This window comes from Streptomyces sp. NPDC049954 (genome assembly GCF_040656295.1).
In the GTDB taxonomy this organism is placed as follows: domain Bacteria; phylum Actinomycetota; class Actinomycetes; order Streptomycetales; family Streptomycetaceae; genus Streptomyces.
In genome coordinates this window covers 278,260-292,468 of sequence record NZ_JBFALS010000009.1, presented here as the reverse complement: position 1 = coordinate 292,468, position 14,209 = coordinate 278,260, and the positions used below count along the sequence as shown (strand labels likewise).

Below are 14,209 nucleotides of genomic sequence, written 5' to 3'. Positions count from 1 at the left end.
ACCACAGAGGAGTTGACGTCGATGAGTGCATCTCCCGACACGTCCGACAGGCTGGCAGCGATCCTCGACAAGGTCCGCGCTCTCGGGCCGACCTTGCGCGAACGCGCCCTGGAGGCGGAACGCACGGGTCGCCATTCGGACGAAACCATCGCCGACCTGGACGCCACCGGTGCCTTCGCCATCGGCAGCCCCGCCGAGTATGGCGGCCACGAACTCACCGTGCGCCAGCAACTCGACGTCGTGTCCGACGTGTCCAAGTGGGACGGCTCGGCCGGATGGATCGTCTGGGTCGGCGCCTCTACCAACTGGATCCCCGCCGGTTCGGGCGCCCGCGTCGTCAAGGAGGTCTACGCCCCTGAATGGGTCGGCCCACGAGTCGCCGCCTCCAGCCACTTCCCGGCCTCACGGGGACGTGCGAGGCGGACCGGAGGCGGCTGGGTCATCTCCGGTGGCCCCTGGACCTTCGGCAGCGACTCCCTCTGGGCGCCCTACACGAACCTCGGCTGCATCGCCCACGACGGCGGGGACCCCTATCTGGTCGGCGTTCAGGTTCCACGCGACGAACTGCGGTTCCTCGACGACTGGCAGGTCGCCGGCATGCGCGGCACCGGCAGTGTCTCCTCGACCCTGAAACAGGACGAGCTCTTCGTACCCGAGCACCGCGGCGTCGACTTCCGTGACGTCACCGGACAAGCCCTGGAGAACGGTCTCGCGGGCTCCCTGTGGAAGGCGCCCACCCTCGGCTGGGCGTTCAGCCTTATGGCGGGTATGTCGATCGGTCTCGCTCAGGGCGCGCTGGAGCGGTTCCTGGAACGTTCGGCCGGACGGCCCATCCGCGGCACCACGTACAAGAACCAGCTGGACGCACCACTGACGCACCTGATGCTCGCCGAGGTGCATGCGAAGATCCAGTCGGCCACGGCGATGACCCGCGCCAACGCCGAGGAGACCGACCGGCTCGGGGATCTGGCCGCCGCCGGTACACCCGCCGACGGCGAGTACATGCAGAAGTTCAGCGCCAGGGTCCTCGTCGAGACGGCCTACGCCGCCAAATGGTGCGCGGAGGCGATCGAGTTGCTGCAGCGGAACTCCGGCTCCACCGCGATCGCGGAAAGCGAACCGATCCAGCGGGCCTGGCGCGACGCACGGGTCATCACCCTGCACGGCGCTCTCAACCTCGAAGCCCTCTCCGAGAACTACGGACGGCTGATGGCCGGATCCCAGCCGCACAAGTTCGCCGGGATCACCACCTTGGACCGGTTCGCGCCGCCCGCTCGGACCAGCGACGCCTGAATCCATGGGATGCCGCAACGACTGTCGTGGAGAAGGAGGTTGATGGATGAGCAGCGCACCCTCGCACGCAGGCACCGACGCGCATGGAAGGGTCCGGGCGGCCATAGTCGACGCCCCGGGCGCCGCGCCGCGAGTGGGCTCGGTCGTCCTGCCGCCGCGCACGCCCGGCACCACCCTCGTGGCGGTGGTCGCCGCACCGTTGAACCCACTGGATCTGGTCATCGCGTCCGGGACGTTCCATTCGGCGCGCCACGAAGCCCCGTACGTCCCGGGCAGCGAGTGCGCGGGGGTCGTGCTCGACTCCGACCGGCATCAGCCCGGCTCCTGGGTCTACGCCGAGTGCCGCGCCTCACCAGACACACCCGGCTCCCTCGCCACGCAGGTACTGGTCGACGACGACGATCTGCTGCCGTTGCCCGAGGGGATCGATCCGGTGCGGGCCGCGGCCATCGGCAACTCCGGCACGGCGGCGTTCATGCCCCTGATCGAGGACGCCGCGCTCCGTGACGGAGAGACGGTGCTTGTGCTGGGTGCCACGGGCGCGGTCGGGCAGCTCGCGGTTCAGGTGGCGCACCGGCGCGGCGCGAGCCGGGTGGTCGGCGTCGCCCGCGACCGAGCGGCGCTGGAGCGCCTGTCGGACCTGGGTGCGGACGCCGTCGTCGACCTGCGCGGCGGCGAGAGCGCCGAGGAGTTGGCGGAGCGGCTGCGGGCGGTGGCCGGTCCGGTGGACGTTGTTCTCGACGGTGTCTACGGGGTGCCGCTGGAGGCCGCGTTGCAGGTGTGCGCGCCGCGGGCGCGAGTGGTCAACGTCGGCAATCCGGCCGGCGCGACCGCACGGATACCGGCCGGGCTGCTGCGCGGCAAGCAGCTCATCCTGTCCGGCTTCGCCGGTCTGCACACCCCGCTGCGCGCCAAGCAGGCGGCGCTGACCTGGCTGTGGGACGCCCTCACCCGCGACCAACTGCGGGTCGGCGTCCGCACCTTCCCGCTCGACGACCTCCCGTCGGCCTGGCGCACGCAGGCGGTCTCGCCGCACGCCAAGTGCGTCGTCCTGCCCCAGGGCAGCGGACTCCCCGAGCACCCCACCACAGCCCCCACCCGACGAGATCGGAGCACACGTCCGTGACCCACCGCACCCAGACCCGCAGCCGGGAGTCGCGCGCATGACGACGCGAACCGCGCCGCACGCCGGCGCACCGCTGCGGCCGGTCGTCGACGTCGTGGTCGTCGGCGGCGGGCCCGTCGGCCTGCTGACCGCCGTATTTCTCGGCCGGGCCGGGCTACAGGTGTCCGTCGTGGAACGCTGGCCGCAGCGCTATCCGCTGCCGCGGGCGTGCACCATCGACCATGAGGCGCTCCGCATCCTCCAGGCCGCAGGGCTCATGGCGGATCACGCCGACCTGTTCGAGCCGTCCCAGGGCGAGCGGGGCGGGTACGAGTTCCGCAACGGGGCGGGCGAGTTGCTCCAGGCCATCGACTGGAACAGGGTCGCCGAGTCGGGGTGGGCCAATACGAACGGCTTCTATCAGCCCGACCTCGAGGCCGTCCTGGAGGGCATGGCACTCGCGACCCCCGGCGTGACCGTCCACCGCGGATGGACCTTCCAGTCCCTGGAACAGGACCACGACAACGAGCAGGTCTGCGTGCACGTGGTTCCCACCGAGCGGCCGGACGGGGCCGAGGGCATCCGGGCACGCTGGCTCGTCGGCGCCGACGGGGCCAACAGCGCCGTCCGTGCCGCGCTCGACATCGGTGTCGGCGACTCGGGGTTCGAGGCCGACTGGCTGGTGGTGGACTATCAGCCGCTGACCGAGGAGAAATGGAGCGCCTTCGTCACCCAGTACTGCGATCCGGCGCAGCCCGCGACCGCGGTCAACAGTGGTCCGGGGCGGCGGCGGTTCGAGTTCATGCGCCGCGTGGACCTGAGCGTGGAGGAGCTGGCCCGGGAGAGCACGGCCTGGCGGCTGATGGCGCCCTGGGGTGTGACACCGCAGACCGCCCGGCTCGAACGGCACGCCGTGTACACGTTCCGCGGCAGGTGGGCGCACAGCTGGCGCGAGGGGAACGTCTTCCTCGCGGGTGACGCGGCCCATCTCATGCCACCGTTCCTCGGCCAGGGGCTCTGCGCGGGTCTGCGCGACGCGCGCGCCCTGTCGTGGCGGCTCGGCATGATGCACCACGGCCTCGCGGCACCGGACGTGCTGGACACGTACGGCCCCGAACGCACGGGCCACGTAAGGGAGATCATCGACGAGGCGGTGGCCGCGGGCCGTGTCATCTGCGAGCTCGACGTCGACCGGGCCGCCACCCGTGACGCCGAGATGAAAAGGCGCTCGCTCGATCCCGGTGCCGCCACGCGGGAGCCCCCGCACCCGCGCCTGGGCGAGCCGTCGTTGACGGTCGGCAGCGGCGGAACCGAGGGACGCCTCGCGCCCCAGGGACGTATCCAGATCGCCGACAGGGTCGGCTTGTTCGACGACGTCGTCGGCGGTGGCTGGCAGTTGATCAGCGGGGTCGGGGACCCGGCCGAACACCTGGATGACGAGGATGCGTCCTGGTTCTGGCAGATCGGCGGCGTGGTCGCCGACGTGTCGGGCGAACGTGCGGTCAAGGATCTCGACGGTGACTACGAGCGTTGGTTCACCGAGCACAAGTGCGAGGCGCTCCTGGCACGGCCGGACTTCTACGTGTTCGCGGCCGGCCGGCACACCGACATCCCGCGCTTCGTCTCCCTTCTACGTCAGGCGCTCGGATCTTCGTCCGCCTGAGGGCATCGCCTTCCGCGTGACGAGATCGACGGGGTTCTTTCACACGGAAGTCAAGGAGGATTTCACATGAGAGCGGAGCATTCCGTCGCGTACGCCGATGCGGCCGCGGAACCACCCGACGAGTCGAGAACGGCGTGGCGCACGGCATTGGCGTCCACGCTCGGTCTCGCGTGCGGGCCCAGCGTGCTGGCGGTCACGACGTTCGGGGCGTTCATCGCCCCGCTGCACCGCGAGTTCGGATGGAGCATCCCGGCCATCGGCCTGGCCTCGTCCCTCCTCAGTATCACGCTCGTGCTCATCTCTCCCGTACAGGGCCTGCTGGTCGACCGGTTCGGCGGCCGCCGGGTGATCCTGTGCAGCTCGCCGTTCTTCGCGCTGTCCCTCATGGCGATGTACTTCCTGCCCGACAGCCTGCCGGTCTTCTACCTGGGCTGGGTGCTCATTCCGCTGTGCGGCCTGGGCCTGTGGCCGGTCTCCTATCTGCGTCTCACCGCGGGCTGGTTCGAGCGCAGGCTCGGCCTCGCGCTGGGCGTGGCCAACTCCGGCATCGGGATCGGCACGGTGCTGGCCCCGATCCTGACCACGGTGCTGATCGGAACGTGGGGGTGGCGAGCGGCGTATCTCGGACTCGGGGTGGTCGCGCTCATCGCCTTCCCGGTCGCGTACTTCCTTCTGGCCGAGCCCCGTCCGCGTGCGGAAGCACTTCGAGTCGGTGGCGACACACTGCGGACGGCGGCGAGGACGCGGTCGTTCTGGCTCGTGCTCGCTGCCTTCGTCCTCCTGGGCACGATCGGTTCCACGGTCCTCGTCCATCAGATCTCACTTCTGCTGGACGCCGGAATCCCGTCGCACATCGCCAATTTGGTGCCGGTCGCACTCGGGGTCGCTCTCATCGTGGCCAGACTCGTGACCGGCTGGCTGCTCGACCGTTTCACGGTGTCGCACGTCATGTCGGTCTATCTCGTCGGCGGCATCGCCTCGGTGCTGCTGTTCGCGGCGGGACCGAACGTACCCATGGCCCTTCTCGCGGCGGCGCTGGCCGGGTTGCTGATCGGCGCCGAGTTCGACGTCCTCAGCTACCTGATCCCCCGCTACTTCGGGCGTCTGGCCTTCGGCAGGATCTACGGTGTCGCGTTCGCGATGTTCCAGATCGGCGGGGCGGCAGCGACATCCCTGGTGAGCGTGAGCCGCGACAGCTACGGCTCCTACACCCCGGCGATGCTCGTCCTGGCCGTCGCCTGCGCGGTCTGCGCGGTTCTGTTCCTGTGTCTCGGCCCGTACCGGTACGACGGGCCCTCCCGGGTGAGGATGCCGGAACCGATCCCCCTCCCGACACCGAACCTCGCGGTTGTCGGGGACCAACCCACGAAGAAGGGCATGGAACATCATGACGGCGACGCGTCACCCGCATAACCCGCATCCGGGCGGTGAGCTCCCCGAAGCGCACCGGCCACGGCCGGGCGGTACGTTCGACGCCACGGCGATCACCTTCGCGGCGATGGGTCTCTTCGACGGCCTGAGCCTCGATCAGCGCACCCGGGCGCTACTCCCCCACGAGGACTCGGGCCGCACACACTGGAACTTCCTGCCCGAGTCCGGTCGGCACGGTCTCCCGCTCGGCGAACTCGACCGCCACCAGGAGGGGTTGGCGCACCGCCTGATCGCCGAGTCGATGTCGATCCCGGCCTACGCCCGCGTGGTCCAGGTGATGTCCAACGAGCACGTACTGCGCGAACTCAACCTGCCCGTGTTCGGTCATGTCGCGGCCACTTTCCGTGACCCCCGCGGCTACTTCCTCACGTTCTTCGGCCAGCCGCAGCCGGACACCACCTGGGGCTGGCGCCTGGTCGGCCACCATCTGTCGGTCAACGTCACCGTCGTCGACGGCGACCTGGTCAGCGCCACCCCGTTCCTGCTCGGCGCCGAACCGGCTCGGTTCGGCCCGTTCCGCATCCTGGGCGAGGAGGAGGACGCGGCCTTCGTCCTCCTCGACGGCCTCACCGGCGCCCAGAAGGAGCAGGCGGTCATCCATTCCAGGCCGCCGGCGGATTTCGTGACCCGCACCGTCTCCACCGTCGGCGACGTCGAGTACCCGGCCTACCACGGTGTCGGCCGCCGCGACGCGATGATCACCGACGACGACCGCAAGGCCCTGGCCTACTTCCGCGCCCACCCCCGCGGTATCCGGGCCGGCGGTCTCTCTCCTGCCCAGCGCGTCCACTTCGACGACCTGCTCGCCCACTTCGTCGAGCGCGCTCGCCCGGGCCTGGTGGGCCACGAGATGGACCGCATCGCCGCCGCGGGTGGCGTCGACGACCTGCACTTCGCCTGGGCCGGCGGCACCACCGTCGAGCAGCCGCACTACTTCCGCATTCAGGGTCCCGTCACCCTCGTCGAGTTCGACAACGCCGAGGACAACGCGAACCACATACACAGCGTCTGGCGCGACCCGTCCAACGACTTCGGCGCCGACCTGTTGATCCAGCACCACCTCGAACACGACCACACCGGCCGGTCCATGGACGGCACGGCCTGACCGCCGGCGGGCGCGCCGCCTACGGCACATCGGCAACGACGAAAGAAGAGCTCCGCGGGCATGCCTCCGGAGACCGGAAAGGGAATCTCATGAGAATCGTGGGTGTCAGGCGAGCGCAGGGCGACTCCGGCGTGGAGGTCGCGACCCTGGCCGAGCAGGACGACGAGATAACTGTCATCGCCCCACTCGCGGACTTCTGGGCCGACCCAACGAGGTATCTCTCCCGGCCACCCGCCGGGCCCACGGTCCCGGCCGCGTCGGTCGAGCGGGTCCCTCCCGTCCTTCCGGGCGCACGCGTCTTCTGTATCGGGCTCAACTACTACGCGCACGCGGCGGAGGGCAGTTTCCGCGACCAGGAACTGCCGCCGTACCCGACCCTGTTCGCGCGGTGGCCGCAGTCCCTGACCGTGGACGGGGCGGAAGTCCCCGTGCCCTCCAACGAGGAGGGCCTGGACTGGGAGGGCGAGGTCGTCGCCTGGGTCGGAGTGCCCCTCGTCGACGCCTCTCCCGAGGAGGCCCTGGCATCGATCGTCGGATACTCCGCGTTCAACGACCTGACCTCGCGCAGGGCGCAGAAGCTGACCTCACAGTGGATCCTCGGCAAGAACGGGGACCGGTCCGGCCCTCTCGGCCCGCTCGTGCCCGCCGCCGAGGTCGGCGACCTGAAGCAGGGACTGCGACTGCGGACCAGGGTCAACGGCGAGACCATGCAGGACGCCACCACCGACCAGATGATCTACGCGGTCGGGGACACGCTGTCCCTGATCTCGCACACCCTGACCCTGCGCCCCGGCGATCTCCTCGCGACGGGCACCCCGGCGGGCGTCGGCTACAGCCGCACGCCTCCCCGACTGCTGCAGCCGGGAGACACGGTCGAGGTCGAGGTGGAACGCCTGGGTACGGTCCGCAACACGGTGGTGGGCAACGACCACCGGTCCGGGCAGGGCGCCCTGCCGGGCGGCCGCACGACATCTGCCGATCAGCCTGAGGCGCTGACGCCATGAGAGGCCTCTGACCTGGTGGGACTGAGGAGCGGTGAGGCGGGCCGGGCAGCCAGGAGGCGGTCCGGCCTCGCCATGCCCTCGCGCTGGAGATGAAGGTAATGTTGACATCTTGCCGCTGAGTCGCAGAAGTAGGGCTTCCACCGCCCCTGACTGGCTTACGGGCGATGGGGTCCACCCCGCCCCGGCCTGCTCTGAAATGTCGGCAGGCTTGCGACGAGCGTCGGCTACGGTTGTGCCGACACATCGTCCGGCCGGTTCCGAGGAACACACGAACGCCAGATGGAGACGCGTGAAAGGCCTGCAGCCGATGACAGCACGGTCAGCCGAGGTGGCGAACAAGCTCGCCCGCCCCGACGACGCGGACAGGGCCCACCCCGACGAGATGAGCAGAGCCCATCACGCTCTCCGCCGCGCGATCATGCACGGCGATCTGCGCGCCGGCGACCCGCTGTCGCAGGTCGAACTGGCCCGACAACTCGGCGTGAGCCGCGGCCCCCTGCGAGAAGCTCTCAGGATCCTGCAACGCGAGGGCTTCGTCGAGCAGGAGTCACAGCACCGCGCCCGCGTAGCGGCGTTCAGCGACGACGACCTGGACGAGCTGTACGCGATGCGGATCAGCCTCGAGTCGCTGGCGATCGGGATCGCCGTCCCGCGCATGACCGAGGACCACCTACGACACCTCGACGAGTTGCTGCGGGAGATGGACGAGAAGGCTCGCACGGGAGACGTCGAGCAGTGGGAGTGCCCGCACGAGAAATTCCATCGCGCGCTGGTGCACCCGTCCGGCCCGCGTCTGGAACGGGAACTCGCCCTGCTGTCGGACCACGCCACGCGCTACCGCATGGCGTTCGTCTCGTGGAACCCTCTCGAATGGCAGGCGGACACGAGCACGCAGCACCACACCATCGCCGAGGCGGTGCAGTCGCGTGACGCCAAGGCCGCCTCCCGTGCGCTGGCGACCCATCTGGCCCGCACCGCGCTGGTGGTCCTCTCCATCGCCTCTCCGTCGTACGAACCAGTCCGCATCCGCAAGGCTCTCGCCGGCGCCTGCGCCGAGTAACAAATCCGGTCCTTCTTACCCGCTTTCGCCTCCCTCTCAGACCGCGAACCGGACGGCCACCTCGTGACCGGCCGGATCTCAACACGGGACGACGCGGGTCATCCCTCGCTGGGTGCGGTGGGGAGGCTGGTCTGGATGAGGTCCATGACGGAGAAGTCGGCCAGTGTGGTGACGTCGCCGACGGCCCGGTTCTCGGCGACGTCGCGCAGGAGGCGGCGCATGATCTCTCCGGAGCGGGTCTTGGGCAGCTCGGCCACCGGCAGGACCCGCTTGGGCTTGGCGATCGGGCCGAGGATGGCGCCGACGTGGCTGCGCAGGTCGGCGGCGAGGTCCTCGTCGTCGGCGTTCTCGGTGCCGCACAGGATGACGAAGGCGACGATGGCCTGTCCCGTGGTCTCGTCGGCGGCGCCGACCACGGCGGCCTCGGCGACGGCCGGGTGCGAGACGAGGGCGGAGCCCCTTGCAGCGGACGGGGTGTTGAAGAAGGTCGCCCGACGTTGCGAGCCTGGGGCCGCGTGCGCCGTCACGCCGACGTGGATCGATCTGGCATGTCGGGCGGCTACGACTTCGTCGAGGCCGGAGCTGCCCGACATCCGGCCGACGAGGTCAACGGGCGGTGAGCGCCACCCGCAGCCGTCAGGCGCGGGCCGCCGCCGCGGCGACGATCCAGTTCCTGAACTCGACGGCGTAGTGCCGCAGGTGGTGGTCCAGGACGTCCTGCGGGCAGGACGTGGGGAAGTAGACTGTCAGGTTCGCGGTGAAGCCTTCGGCGGTGTCGCCGAACTGGATCAGCGCCCGCCCGACGACGGTGCCGTCCTCCAGGAAGAGATTCGAGGACATCTTCCGCGGGAACTCCGACTCCGGGAGGAGTTCGGCCGCGTCGTCCGCCCAAGCCATCGCTGCCGTACCCCAGCCGCCCATGTAGAACGAGGCGACGTGCGGGCCGATGTTCTCCACCACGCGCGCGCCGATGTCGTCGGTGCCCATCACGTAGTGCTCGGGGTGCGCCGCGAGAAGCGGGCGGGAGTCGTCGCCCGCGAAGGCCGCGTCCATCCACTCGAGGAACTCGGCCGCGGTCAGGCCACGCGCCTGGAGCACCGTCGTACCGCCATGGAACTCACCGTCGGAGGTGCGCGCGCACTCCCGCAGGAAGGCATTGCCCTCCTCGATGTCCGCGGCCAGCAGATCCAGCAGGCCCTGGCGGCCCAGTCGCGTCCTGAAGCGGTCCAGGGCACGGCGGGCGTAGAACAGCTCCATGTCGTCGATGCTGCCGGCGCCGGTGGGCCCCGACTCAAGTGTCACGGTCGCAGCCGGGGAAGTCTGCTTGTCGGTCATGGTCGAACCTCCAGTACTATGCGAATGTAAATTCACATTCGCGTCACGAGGTTACACAGAGAGGCCCACCCCTTGTCAACCGTTCCTGCCGGAGCCCCCGCCGATACGATGCGGACATGACCGACCAGCACGACCGCCCGGCGCCGTACAAGGAGCCTCAGCAGGCGCGCAGCGCCGCGACCCTGGCCCGCGTACTGCACGCGGCCGAGGAAATCGCCTCCTCGGCCGGCCTGGAGGAGATGACGATGACCGGCGTCGCGGAACGTGCCGGGGTCTCGGTCGGCACGATCTACCGCCGCTTCGAGGACAAAGAGCAGCTGATAAACGCCCTCACCGAGCGGATGCTGGACCGGCGCGAGGAGTACGTGGCCGAGCGACTCCACGAGGCCGAGCCGTCACTGTCCGGCGTCATGGGTGCCTACGCGCACGCCCTGCTGCGGTCCTTCGCCGACAGCAACAACCTGTTCCCCGAGCTGCTGCGCACGCGAGGCGCCAAGGTCACGGACCGCGGCGCCCGCACCATCGCCGTGGTCCACGGGCTCCTCCTTGAAGCGGCGGCTCCCTACGCGGACGAGATCCGACGCTCCGACCCGCAGGCGGCGCTGGACACCGCGGCCCGCGCCCTCCTCGGGGCCTGTTTCCACAACTCCGTACGCCCCGACCCGGCGATCGGCGAGAAAGCTCAGCGCCGCTACGCGGACGAACTCAGCGACATGGCGGTCGCCTACCTCAGCACACCCGAACGCCGGACTTGAGTCTCGGTCTCCTAGCCGACGAAGCCACTTGAAGACGTCCCATAGCCCGACACCGAAGCCGATCATCAGCGCGACGGCGAACGGGGACCCCCATGCCCAGTGCAGCTCCGGCATGTGGGCGAAGTTCATGCCATAGACGGAGGCGATCAGGCTTGGGGTGAACAGGATCGCCGCCCATGACGAGATCTTCTTGGCCTGCTCGCTCTGCTCGCTGGTCTCCTCCGCGAGGCGGCGGCTCTCCTCACCCTGGGTGAGACTCGCGGTCGACATGCCGCGTCCGGCTTCGTTCTGATCCATCGTCACCAGCGTGGAGTGCACGGTCAGGCGTTCTCCGGCAGGGATCTGGCCCCGTCGACGCGTTCCGTCACCTGGATCGCGTGGTCGAGTACGTTGCGGAGGCTGTTCTGCACCTCGTCGCCCGTGCCGTACCGGTCGGCGCTGCGGAGCAGCCCCCGCACCATGCCCGGGAGCGGTCCGATCGCGCGCTGGAGGGCGATCACCTGCGCGAGCAGCCGGTTCGACGCTCTAGCGCCCGCCGTCGTAAGAGGCGGGGCGCGGCACGACGAACATCGTGTCGCCGTACCGTTCGAGCTTCGCGCGCTGATGCCCCTTGTGCGCGTCCTCGACAGCCAGGGGGTGCAGCCCGAACCGGCCCCGGCGGTCTCGCGTTCGTACGGGCCGGGGCCCATCAGCCCGATCCAGGCCACTCCCCCGAACGCTCCAGATCATCGGCGGCGTCCTCCAGGCCGGACAGGCACGTGGCACGTCGCCCTTCGACATACATGCGGCCGTCGATTGCAGTCATGGGCCCGTCCCCTCGTCGTCGCTGAGCTACGGCGTCGGGACCAGCACGCTCTGCACGGCGGCCCGACGAGCACGATCAGCTGCTCACGCTCCACCTCGGCGAGCATGGGGACACCGACCACGCCGTGCCCCACCACAAGGCCGACGAGCGACGAGACGATCCCCGCGCGGAGCAGCGCATCGCCGTCGGCGGCATCCGCATCGGCGACCGCGCCCTCGTCCGCGTCGGCATCGCGCGTAGTGACAGCAGCGGCGAAGAACCGTTCCTGGGCCCCGGAGCATGGCCATGAGCGGCTCCGACGTCCGGGCGTCCCCCTCCTATACCTCAAGTAAGGCCCCGACCACGCGTTCACCGAGACCATCGTCCGTCCCCTCGAACGCGTCACTGAAGCGCGTCAACGCAGCGCGTCAACGCATTCGCGGGGACGGACATGAGGGCGGCGAACAGCTCGTTCCTCGACCGGAGGAACTGCATCACCAGTGACGCGTCCACCCCGGCGCCGGCCGCGACCCGCCGGATCGTGGTCCCGGTGAAGCCGTCGGCAGCGAAGCGGGCGCGGGCCGTGGTGAGGACCGCCTGCCGGGTCGTGCTCGTTCCCGGCCGACGTCCGGGGCGGGCGGCGGAAGCGGGACTCGTGTGCGCGGTCGTGCCTCAACCCACCTCCAGGTCAAGTAACTCCACAGCGGTTGAGTTTCTCTTGCAGCGGATCTACGCTCGAAATGTCGGCAGAGCAGCATGTCGGCGGAGACCGTCCCCCGGACGGAGAGATGCGAGGAGCGCACCATGAGTGACGACCAGAAGGTATTCACGCCCTCCCAGTCCCTGGAGCCGGGCGCCCGGTACGGGATCCTGAGCGACTTCGAACCGGGGACGCGGACACTGGAGGCGGGTTTCCAGATCGCGCCGCCGTTCAAGCCGCTGCCTGTCGACATCGTTCTCGACAAAGACGTGCCAGTGACGCTCCGCGACGGCGTCACGATCTATGTGGATGTCTTCCGCCCCGCCGGGACCGAGCGGGTGCCGGTCATCGTGGCGTGGAGCCCGTACGGCAAGGGCCAGGGCACGTCCGCCAGCGTGATGGGCATCTTCGGCATGGTCGGACTGGACAACGGCAGCGTGTCCGGACTGGAGAAGTTCGAAGGCCCCGACCCCGCCTACTGGTGTGCGCGGGGCTACGCGATCTGCAATCCGGACATCCGGGGCGTGGCCAACTCTGAGGGCGACAGCGTCATCTGGGACCGCCAAGAGGGCCGGGACTGCTACGACCTGGTCGAATGGCTCGGTGTCCAGGACTGGTGCACCGGCAAGGTCGCGATGAGCGGAACCTCGTACCTCGCGGTCTCCCAGTGGTTCACCGCGGCCGAGCAGCCGCCGCACCTGGCGGCGATCAACCCGTGGGAGGGCGTCAGCGACGTCTACCGCGACCTGGTGCTGCGCGGCGGGATGCCCGACACCGGCTTCGCCCGGCAGCTCCAGGACAACAGCTACTTCGGCAAGGGCCAGAAGGAGGACATCCTCACGGAGGCCGAGCGACACCCGCTGATGGACGACCTGTGGGAGAACAAGATCCCGCAGTTCGAGAACATCAACGTGCCCGCGTACGTCGTCGCCAGCTACTCCAACACCCTGCACACGGCGGGTACGTTCCGCGCCTGGCGGCGGATGGCGACCGAGAACAAGTGGCTGCGCGTCCACAACAGCCAGGAATGGCCCGACTACTACGACGAGGCCAACGTCGAGGACCTGCGCCGCTTCTTCGACCACGTCCTCAAGGGTGAGGACAACGGGTGGGAGCAGACGCCCCGCGTGCGCTACTCCCTCCTCGACCTCCGGGGCGGCGACCGGATCAACGTCCCTGCGGACCAGTTCCCGCCGGCCGACGTCACGTCGACGAAGTACTACCTCGACGGACGCACCCGGGCTCTGGCGACGTCGACGCCGGCCGTCGAGGCGACGGCGGGGTACGCCGTCGCGTCCAACCCGGACCTGGTGTCCTTCGTGGCGCGCTTCGACGAAGAGACCACGCTGGTTGGGTACCCGAAGGCGCACCTGTGGGTCGAGGCGGACGGCTCGGACGACATGGACCTGTTCGTCCTCGTCCAGAAGCTCGACGCGTACGGCACCCCGCTGCAGGCGTTCACCGCGCTCAACCGGGGCGCGCTGGCCCAGGACGTCACCGAGCGGGGCGCCTCTATCCTGCGGTACAAGGGCTCGGACGGCCGCCTGCGCGTCTCGATGCGCCACCTGGACAAGGCGCTGGCCACCGACGACGTCCCCGCCCACACCTTCGACCGGATCGAGAAACTCTCCCCCGGCGAGGTCGTCGACATCGAGATCGACCTGCTCCCGGTCGGGCTCACCTTCCACCCTGGCGAACAGCTCCGTCTCGTCATCAGCGGCCGGTCACTGCTGGGCACGATGATGCCCGGCATCCGCGAGTACGAGCCCGCCAACAGCGGTCGGCACGTCATCCACACGGGGGGCGACCGCGCGTCGTACCTGCAGCTTCCGGTCAAGACTGCGTGACCCGGGCGGTCCGCCCTACCTCCGCCGGAGGCGGGAGCGGTCGCCCCGCCGGCACAGCTCGACGATCTCGGCTTTGAACTCCGGCGTGGACGAGCGGCGAGGGCGCGGCTTCTTCTTCCCCGTGCTC

12 protein-coding genes and 3 pseudogenes are annotated in these 14,209 nt (G+C 69.7%); 10 read left to right on the top strand and 5 right to left on the bottom strand.

Annotated elements, in window-relative coordinates; genetic code table 11:
* Positions 1–21: 21 nt before the first annotated feature.
* The 7 genes from AB0J21_RS22680 to AB0J21_RS22650 all read left to right on the top strand — a co-directional run bounded on the left by AB0J21_RS22680 (position 22) and on the right by AB0J21_RS22650 (position 8,661).
* Positions 22–1,293, top strand: coding sequence for an acyl-CoA dehydrogenase family protein (locus AB0J21_RS22680; RefSeq protein ID WP_363147879.1), 1,272 nt, complete (start codon positions 22–24; stop codon positions 1,291–1,293).
* 46 nt (positions 1,294–1,339) lie between these two features.
* On the top strand, positions 1,340–2,419 hold the full coding sequence (locus AB0J21_RS22675; RefSeq protein WP_363147878.1) for a zinc-binding alcohol dehydrogenase family protein: 1,080 nt from the start codon (positions 1,340–1,342) through the stop codon (positions 2,417–2,419).
* Between the two features lie 37 nt (positions 2,420–2,456).
* Positions 2,457–4,061: a bifunctional 3-(3-hydroxy-phenyl)propionate/3-hydroxycinnamic acid hydroxylase gene (locus AB0J21_RS22670; protein WP_363147877.1), complete on the top strand. Its 1,605-nt coding sequence runs from the start codon at positions 2,457–2,459 to the stop codon at positions 4,059–4,061.
* Between the two features lie 66 nt (positions 4,062–4,127).
* The gene (locus AB0J21_RS22665) at positions 4,128–5,474 is read left to right on the top strand and encodes an MFS transporter (RefSeq protein WP_363147876.1); all 1,347 of its coding nucleotides are present in this window, start codon (positions 4,128–4,130) and stop codon (positions 5,472–5,474) included.
* Positions 5,449–6,597, top strand: coding sequence for a DUF3500 domain-containing protein (locus AB0J21_RS22660; RefSeq protein WP_363147875.1), 1,149 nt, complete (start codon positions 5,449–5,451; stop codon positions 6,595–6,597). The genes AB0J21_RS22665 and AB0J21_RS22660 overlap by 26 nt, the downstream gene beginning before the upstream one ends.
* Positions 6,598–6,686: 89 nt before the next feature.
* Positions 6,687–7,601 (top strand): fumarylacetoacetate hydrolase family protein, encoded by a 915-nt coding sequence (locus tag AB0J21_RS22655; RefSeq protein ID WP_363147874.1) that lies wholly within the window; start codon positions 6,687–6,689, stop codon positions 7,599–7,601.
* Positions 7,602–7,908: 307 nt separating this feature from the next.
* The gene (locus AB0J21_RS22650) at positions 7,909–8,661 is read left to right on the top strand and encodes a GntR family transcriptional regulator (RefSeq protein WP_363147873.1); all 753 of its coding nucleotides are present in this window, start codon (positions 7,909–7,911) and stop codon (positions 8,659–8,661) included.
* Between the two features lie 98 nt (positions 8,662–8,759).
* Here AB0J21_RS22650 and AB0J21_RS22645 read toward each other — a convergent pair.
* Together AB0J21_RS22645 and AB0J21_RS22640 are read right to left on the bottom strand one after the other, a co-directional pair.
* A pseudogene (locus AB0J21_RS22645) lies at positions 8,760–9,116 on the bottom strand (acetyl-coenzyme A synthetase); the annotation flags it as partial.
* A 181-nt stretch (positions 9,117–9,297) separates the two neighbouring features.
* Entirely contained in the window at positions 9,298–9,996 is a 699-nt protein-coding gene (locus tag AB0J21_RS22640; RefSeq protein ID WP_363147872.1) for a hypothetical protein, read from the bottom strand.
* 116 nt (positions 9,997–10,112) lie between these two features.
* Here AB0J21_RS22640 and AB0J21_RS22635 point away from each other — a divergent pair, with 116 nt between their 5' ends.
* Positions 10,113–10,751, top strand: a complete 639-nt coding sequence (locus tag AB0J21_RS22635) for a TetR/AcrR family transcriptional regulator (protein WP_363147871.1) — start codon at positions 10,113–10,115, stop codon at positions 10,749–10,751.
* Between the two features lie 36 nt (positions 10,752–10,787).
* Here the strand turns inward: AB0J21_RS22635 and AB0J21_RS22630 are convergent.
* Together AB0J21_RS22630 and AB0J21_RS22625 are read right to left on the bottom strand one after the other, a co-directional pair.
* Positions 10,788–11,021, bottom strand: a pseudogene (locus AB0J21_RS22630) (CorA family divalent cation transporter); the annotation flags it as partial.
* A 50-nt stretch (positions 11,022–11,071) separates the two neighbouring features.
* The gene (locus AB0J21_RS22625) at positions 11,072–11,251 is read right to left on the bottom strand and encodes a hypothetical protein (RefSeq protein ID WP_363147870.1); all 180 of its coding nucleotides are present in this window, start codon (positions 11,249–11,251) and stop codon (positions 11,072–11,074) included.
* A 429-nt stretch (positions 11,252–11,680) separates the two neighbouring features.
* Between AB0J21_RS22625 and AB0J21_RS22620 the strand changes: the two genes are divergently transcribed.
* Positions 11,681–11,845: a hypothetical protein gene (locus tag AB0J21_RS22620; protein ID WP_363147869.1), complete on the top strand. Its 165-nt coding sequence runs from the start codon at positions 11,681–11,683 to the stop codon at positions 11,843–11,845.
* 92 nt (positions 11,846–11,937) lie between these two features.
* Here the strand turns inward: AB0J21_RS22620 and AB0J21_RS22615 are convergent.
* A pseudogene (locus tag AB0J21_RS22615) lies at positions 11,938–12,114 on the bottom strand (TetR family transcriptional regulator); the annotation flags it as partial.
* A gap of 225 nt (positions 12,115–12,339) precedes the next feature.
* On the opposite strand from AB0J21_RS22615, the gene AB0J21_RS22610 reads away from it, so the two are divergent.
* Positions 12,340–14,082 (top strand): CocE/NonD family hydrolase, encoded by a 1,743-nt coding sequence (locus tag AB0J21_RS22610; RefSeq protein WP_363147868.1) that lies wholly within the window; start codon positions 12,340–12,342, stop codon positions 14,080–14,082.
* The last annotated feature ends 127 nt before the right edge of the window (positions 14,083–14,209 follow it).